The organism is Kocuria sp. SL71 (genome assembly GCF_026672465.1).
GTDB lineage: Bacteria > Actinomycetota > Actinomycetes > Actinomycetales > Micrococcaceae > Kocuria > Kocuria palustris.
The window spans coordinates 1-5,864 of record NZ_JAPPRE010000002.1 but is presented as its reverse complement, the minus strand read 5'-3'; the positions used below and the strand labels follow the sequence as shown (position 1 = coordinate 5,864).

At 52.8% G+C, this 5,864-nt stretch carries 5 tRNA genes and 3 rRNA genes; all 8 read left to right on the top strand.

Annotation, left to right across the window (positions count from 1 at the left end):
* Positions 1 to 85 precede the first annotated feature (85 nt).
* Positions 86 to 1,635: ribosomal RNA gene (locus tag OVA15_RS13175) — 16S ribosomal RNA — on the top strand.
* Between the two features lie 175 nt (positions 1,636 to 1,810).
* Positions 1,811 to 4,741, top strand: a 23S ribosomal RNA gene (locus tag OVA15_RS13170).
* Positions 4,742 to 4,791: 50 nt separating this feature from the next.
* Positions 4,792 to 4,909: ribosomal RNA gene (rrf, locus tag OVA15_RS13165) — 5S ribosomal RNA — on the top strand.
* The 16S, 23S and 5S rRNA genes sit together here with 5 tRNA genes alongside, the layout of an rRNA operon.
* A gap of 37 nt (positions 4,910 to 4,946) precedes the next feature.
* A tRNA-Val gene (locus tag OVA15_RS13160) sits at positions 4,947 to 5,022 on the top strand.
* Positions 5,023 to 5,289: 267 nt separating this feature from the next.
* Positions 5,290 to 5,383: transfer RNA gene (locus OVA15_RS13155), tRNA-Lys, on the top strand.
* 134 nt (positions 5,384 to 5,517) lie between these two features.
* Positions 5,518 to 5,592, top strand: a tRNA-Gly gene (locus OVA15_RS13150).
* A gap of 18 nt (positions 5,593 to 5,610) precedes the next feature.
* Positions 5,611 to 5,696: transfer RNA gene (locus OVA15_RS13145), tRNA-Leu, on the top strand.
* A gap of 11 nt (positions 5,697 to 5,707) precedes the next feature.
* A tRNA-Arg gene (locus tag OVA15_RS13140) sits at positions 5,708 to 5,784 on the top strand.
* Positions 5,785 to 5,864: the final 80 nt, after the last annotated feature.

The window sequence follows — 5,864 nt, the reverse complement described above, 5'->3', positions numbered from 1 at the left end:
TGAAAACTAAACAAGACAAAACGTACCTGTTAATTCAAAGTTTTAAATAAATCGCACAGCGATGTGCGTAGTCAGTCAAACTACTTTATCGGAGAGTTTGATCCTGGCTCAGGACGAACGCTGGCGGCGTGCCTAATACATGCAAGTCGAGCGGACAGATGGGAGCTTGCTCCCTGATGTTAGCGGCGGACGGGTGAGTAACACGTGGGTAACCTGCCTGTAAGACTGGGATAACTCCGGGAAACCGGGGCTAATACCGGATGGTTGTTTGAACCGCATGGTTCAGACATAAAAGGTGGCTTCGGCTACCACTTACAGATGGACCCGCGGCGCATTAGCTAGTTGGTGAGGTAACGGCTCACCAAGGCAACGATGCGTAGCCGACCTGAGAGGGTGATCGGCCACACTGGGACTGAGACACGGCCCAGACTCCTACGGGAGGCAGCAGTAGGGAATCTTCCGCAATGGACGAAAGTCTGACGGAGCAACGCCGCGTGAGTGATGAAGGTTTTCGGATCGTAAAGCTCTGTTGTTAGGGAAGAACAAGTGCCGTTCAAATAGGGCGGCACCTTGACGGTACCTAACCAGAAAGCCACGGCTAACTACGTGCCAGCAGCCGCGGTAATACGTAGGTGGCAAGCGTTGTCCGGAATTATTGGGCGTAAAGGGCTCGCAGGCGGTTTCTTAAGTCTGATGTGAAAGCCCCCGGCTCAACCGGGGAGGGTCATTGGAAACTGGGGAACTTGAGTGCAGAAGAGGAGAGTGGAATTCCACGTGTAGCGGTGAAATGCGTAGAGATGTGGAGGAACACCAGTGGCGAAGGCGACTCTCTGGTCTGTAACTGACGCTGAGGAGCGAAAGCGTGGGGAGCGAACAGGATTAGATACCCTGGTAGTCCACGCCGTAAACGATGAGTGCTAAGTGTTAGGGGGTTTCCGCCCCTTAGTGCTGCAGCTAACGCATTAAGCACTCCGCCTGGGGAGTACGGTCGCAAGACTGAAACTCAAAGGAATTGACGGGGGCCCGCACAAGCGGTGGAGCATGTGGTTTAATTCGAAGCAACGCGAAGAACCTTACCAGGTCTTGACATCCTCTGACAATCCTAGAGATAGGACGTCCCCTTCGGGGGCAGAGTGACAGGTGGTGCATGGTTGTCGTCAGCTCGTGTCGTGAGATGTTGGGTTAAGTCCCGCAACGAGCGCAACCCTTGATCTTAGTTGCCAGCATTCAGTTGGGCACTCTAAGGTGACTGCCGGTGACAAACCGGAGGAAGGTGGGGATGACGTCAAATCATCATGCCCCTTATGACCTGGGCTACACACGTGCTACAATGGGCAGAACAAAGGGCAGCGAAACCGCGAGGTTAAGCCAATCCCACAAATCTGTTCTCAGTTCGGATCGCAGTCTGCAACTCGACTGCGTGAAGCTGGAATCGCTAGTAATCGCGGATCAGCATGCCGCGGTGAATACGTTCCCGGGCCTTGTACACACCGCCCGTCACACCACGAGAGTTTGTAACACCCGAAGTCGGTGAGGTAACCTTTTAGGAGCCAGCCGCCGAAGGTGGGACAGATGATTGGGGTGAAGTCGTAACAAGGTAGCCGTATCGGAAGGTGCGGCTGGATCACCTCCTTTCTAAGGATTTTAACGGAATATAAGACCTTGGGTCTTATAAACAGAACGTTCCCTGTCTTGTTTAGTTTTGAAGGATCATTCGATTCTTCGAGATGTTGTTCTTTGAAAACTAGATAACAGAAGTAATTCACATTCAATTAGTAATGCAAGATATCACGTAGTGATTCTTTTTAACGGTTAAGTTAGAAAGGGCGCACGGTGGATGCCTTGGCACTAGGAGCCGATGAAGGACGGGACGAACACCGATATGCTTCGGGGAGCTGTAAGCAAGCTTTGATCCGGAGATTTCCGAATGGGGAAACCCACCACTCGTAATGGAGTGGTATCCATATCTGAATACATAGGATATGAGAAGGCAGACCCGGGGAACTGAAACATCTAAGTACCCGGAGGAAGAGAAAGCAAATGCGATTCCCTGAGTAGCGGCGAGCGAAACGGGACCAGCCCAAACCAAGAGGCTTGCCTCTTGGGGTTGTAGGACACTCTGTACGGAGTTACAAAGGAACGAGGTAGATGAAGAGGTCTGGAAAGGCCCGCCATAGGAGGTAACAGCCCTGTAGTCAAAACTTCGTTCTCTCCTGAGTGGATCCTGAGTACGGCGGAACACGTGAAATTCCGTCGGAATCCGGGAGGACCATCTCCCAAGGCTAAATACTCCCTAGTGACCGATAGTGAACCAGTACCGTGAGGGAAAGGTGAAAAGCACCCCGGAAGGGGAGTGAAAGAGATCCTGAAACCGTGTGCCTACAAGTAGTCAGAGCCCGTTAACGGGTGATGGCGTGCCTTTTGTAGAATGAACCGGCGAGTTACGATCCCGTGCAAGGTTAAGCAGAAGATGCGGAGCCGCAGCGAAAGCGAGTCTGAATAGGGCGAATTGAGTACGTGGTCGTAGACCCGAAACCAGGTGATCTACCCATGTCCAGGGTGAAGTTCAGGTAACACTGAATGGAGGCCCGAACCCACGCACGTTGAAAAGTGCGGGGATGAGGTGTGGGTAGGGGTGAAATGCCAATCGAACCTGGAGATAGCTGGTTCTCTCCGAAATAGCTTTAGGGCTAGCCTCAAGGTAAGAGTCTCGGAGGTAGAGCACTGATTGGACTAGGGGCCCCTACCGGGTTACCGAATTCAGTCAAACTCCGAATGCCGATGACTTATCCTTGGGAGTCAGACTGCGAGTGATAAGATCCGTAGTCGAAAGGGAAACAGCCCAGACCGCCAGCTAAGGTCCCAAAGTATACGTTAAGTGGAAAAGGATGTGGAGTTGCTTAGACAACCAGGATGTTGGCTTAGAAGCAGCCACCATTTAAAGAGTGCGTAATAGCTCACTGGTCGAGTGACTCTGCGCCGAAAATGTACCGGGGCTAAACGTATCACCGAAGCTGCGGACTGTTCTTCGAACAGTGGTAGGAGAGCGTTCTAAGGGCTGTGAAGCAAGACCGGAAGGACTTGTGGAGCGCTTAGAAGTGAGAATGCCGGTATGAGTAGCGAAAGAGGGGTGAGAATCCCCTCCACCGAATGCCTAAGGTTTCCTGAGGAAGGCTCGTCCGCTCAGGGTTAGTCGGGACCTAAGCCGAGGCCGAAAGGCGTAGGCGATGGATAACAGGTTGATATTCCTGTACCACCTCCTCACCATTTGAGCAATGGGGGGACGCAGGAGGATAGGGTAAGCGCGGTATTGGATATCCGCGTCCAAGCAGTTAGGCTGGGAAATAGGCAAATCCGTTTCCCGTGAAGGCTGAGCTGTGATGGCGAGCGAATTATAGTAGCGAAGTTCCTGATTCCACACTGCCAAGAAAAGCCTCTAGCGAGGTGAGAGGTGCCCGTACCGCAAACCGACACAGGTAGGCGAGGAGAGAATCCTAAGGTGATCGAGAGAACTCTCGTTAAGGAACTCGGCAAAATGACCCCGTAACTTCGGGAGAAGGGGTGCTCTGTTAGGGTGCAAGCCCGAGAGAGCCGCAGTGAATAGGCCCAGGCGACTGTTTAGCAAAAACACAGGTCTCTGCGAAGCCGTAAGGCGAAGTATAGGGGCTGACGCCTGCCCGGTGCTGGAAGGTTAAGAGGAGCGCTTAGCGTAAGCGAAGGTGCGAATTGAAGCCCCAGTAAACGGCGGCCGTAACTATAACGGTCCTAAGGTAGCGAAATTCCTTGTCGGGTAAGTTCCGACCCGCACGAAAGGCGCAACGATCTGGGCACTGTCTCAACGAGAGACTCGGTGAAATTATAGTACCTGTGAAGATGCAGGTTACCCGCGACAGGACGGAAAGACCCCGTGGAGCTTTACTGCAGCCTGATATTGAATGTTGGTACAGCTTGTACAGGATAGGTAGGAGCCTTGGAAACCGGAGCGCCAGCTTCGGTGGAGGCATCGGTGGGATACTACCCTGGCTGTATTGACCTTCTAACCCGCCGCCCTTATCGGGCGGGGAGACAGTGTCAGGTGGGCAGTTTGACTGGGGCGGTCGCCTCCTAAAAGGTAACGGAGGCGCCCAAAGGTTCCCTCAGAATGGTTGGAAATCATTCGCAGAGTGTAAAGGCACAAGGGAGCTTGACTGCGAGACCTACAAGTCGAGCAGGGACGAAAGTCGGGCTTAGTGATCCGGTGGTTCCGCATGGAAGGGCCATCGCTCAACGGATAAAAGCTACCCCGGGGATAACAGGCTTATCTCCCCCAAGAGTCCACATCGACGGGGAGGTTTGGCACCTCGATGTCGGCTCATCGCATCCTGGGGCTGTAGTCGGTCCCAAGGGTTGGGCTGTTCGCCCATTAAAGCGGTACGCGAGCTGGGTTCAGAACGTCGTGAGACAGTTCGGTCCCTATCCGTCGCGGGGCGCAGGAAATTTGAGAGGAGCTGTCCTTAGTACGAGAGGACCGGGATGGACGCACCGCTGGTGTACCAGTTGTTCTGCCAAGGGCATCGCTGGGTAGCTATGTGCGGACGGGATAAGTGCTGAAAGCATCTAAGCATGAAGCCCCCCTCAAGATGAGATTTCCCATTCCGCAAGGAAGTAAGATCCCTGAAAGATGATCAGGTTGATAGGTCTGAGGTGGAAGTGTGGCGACACATGGAGCTGACAGATACTAATCGATCGAGGACTTAACCAATTTGAATGTATGCTTACTGTTATCTAGTTTTGAGAGAACACTCTCAATGGTTTGGTGGCGATAGCGAAGAGGTCACACCCGTTCCCATGCCGAACACGGAAGTTAAGCTCTTCAGCGCCGATGGTAGTCGGGGGTTTCCCCCTGTGAGAGTAGGACGCGCCGCCAAGCCATTACACGCCCTTTCACGGCGGTAAGTGTAATATATGGAGGATTAGCTCAGCTGGGAGAGCATCTGCCTTACAAGCAGAGGGTCGGCGGTTCGAGCCCGTCATCCTCCACCATTCCTATCAGTTACATCAACCGTTGAGGTTCGTCCTGCTCCCGCAACCAAAATTAAATGGGTCCGGTAGCTCAGTTGGTTAAATCCTGCTTCATGCAGGCCCCCCCGCCTTTATAATTTGCCCAGTTGGTAGCGGGTCGTGTGTTTCCGCCATTTGCCGGTACCCAATTGGTAGAGCAACTGACTTGTAATCAGTAGGTTGGGGGTTCAAGTCCTCTGGCGGCACCACCTTTTGGACAAGTTAACTAAGCGTAAGTCTTTTAAATAAGAGCCATTAGCTCAGGGTTGGTAGAGCATCTGCCCACTTTTAATCAGAGGGTCGGAGCGAGGTTCCAAACCTCTGAGTCCTTCATGGCTCACCATGTTATTTATCTCTTCGGATTTGGCGGAATTGGCGAGGCGCTTAGAATCAGGATCTGAGTGGGTTCTTCCATGACCCATTTTTATGGGGGTTCAAAGTCACCTTCACCCGCATTAATCCAGAGAATACGTACATGCGGAAGTAGTTCAGTGGTAGAACATCACCTTGCCAAGGTGGGGGTCGCGGGTTCGAATCCCGTCTTCCGCTCCAACTATACCATCCATCCATGCCGGGGTGGTGGAATTGGCAGACACACAGGACTTAAAATCCTGCGGTAGGTGACTACCGTGCCGGTTCAAGTCCGGCCCTCGGCATTCATTATTATGCGCCCGTAGCTCAATTGGATAGAGCGTTTGACTACGGATCAAAAGGTTAGGGGTTCGACTCCTCTCGGGCGCGCCATAATATTTTTAAAAATCGGGAAGTAGCTCAGCTTGGTAGAGCACATGGTTTGGGACCATGGGGTCGCAGGTTCGAATCCT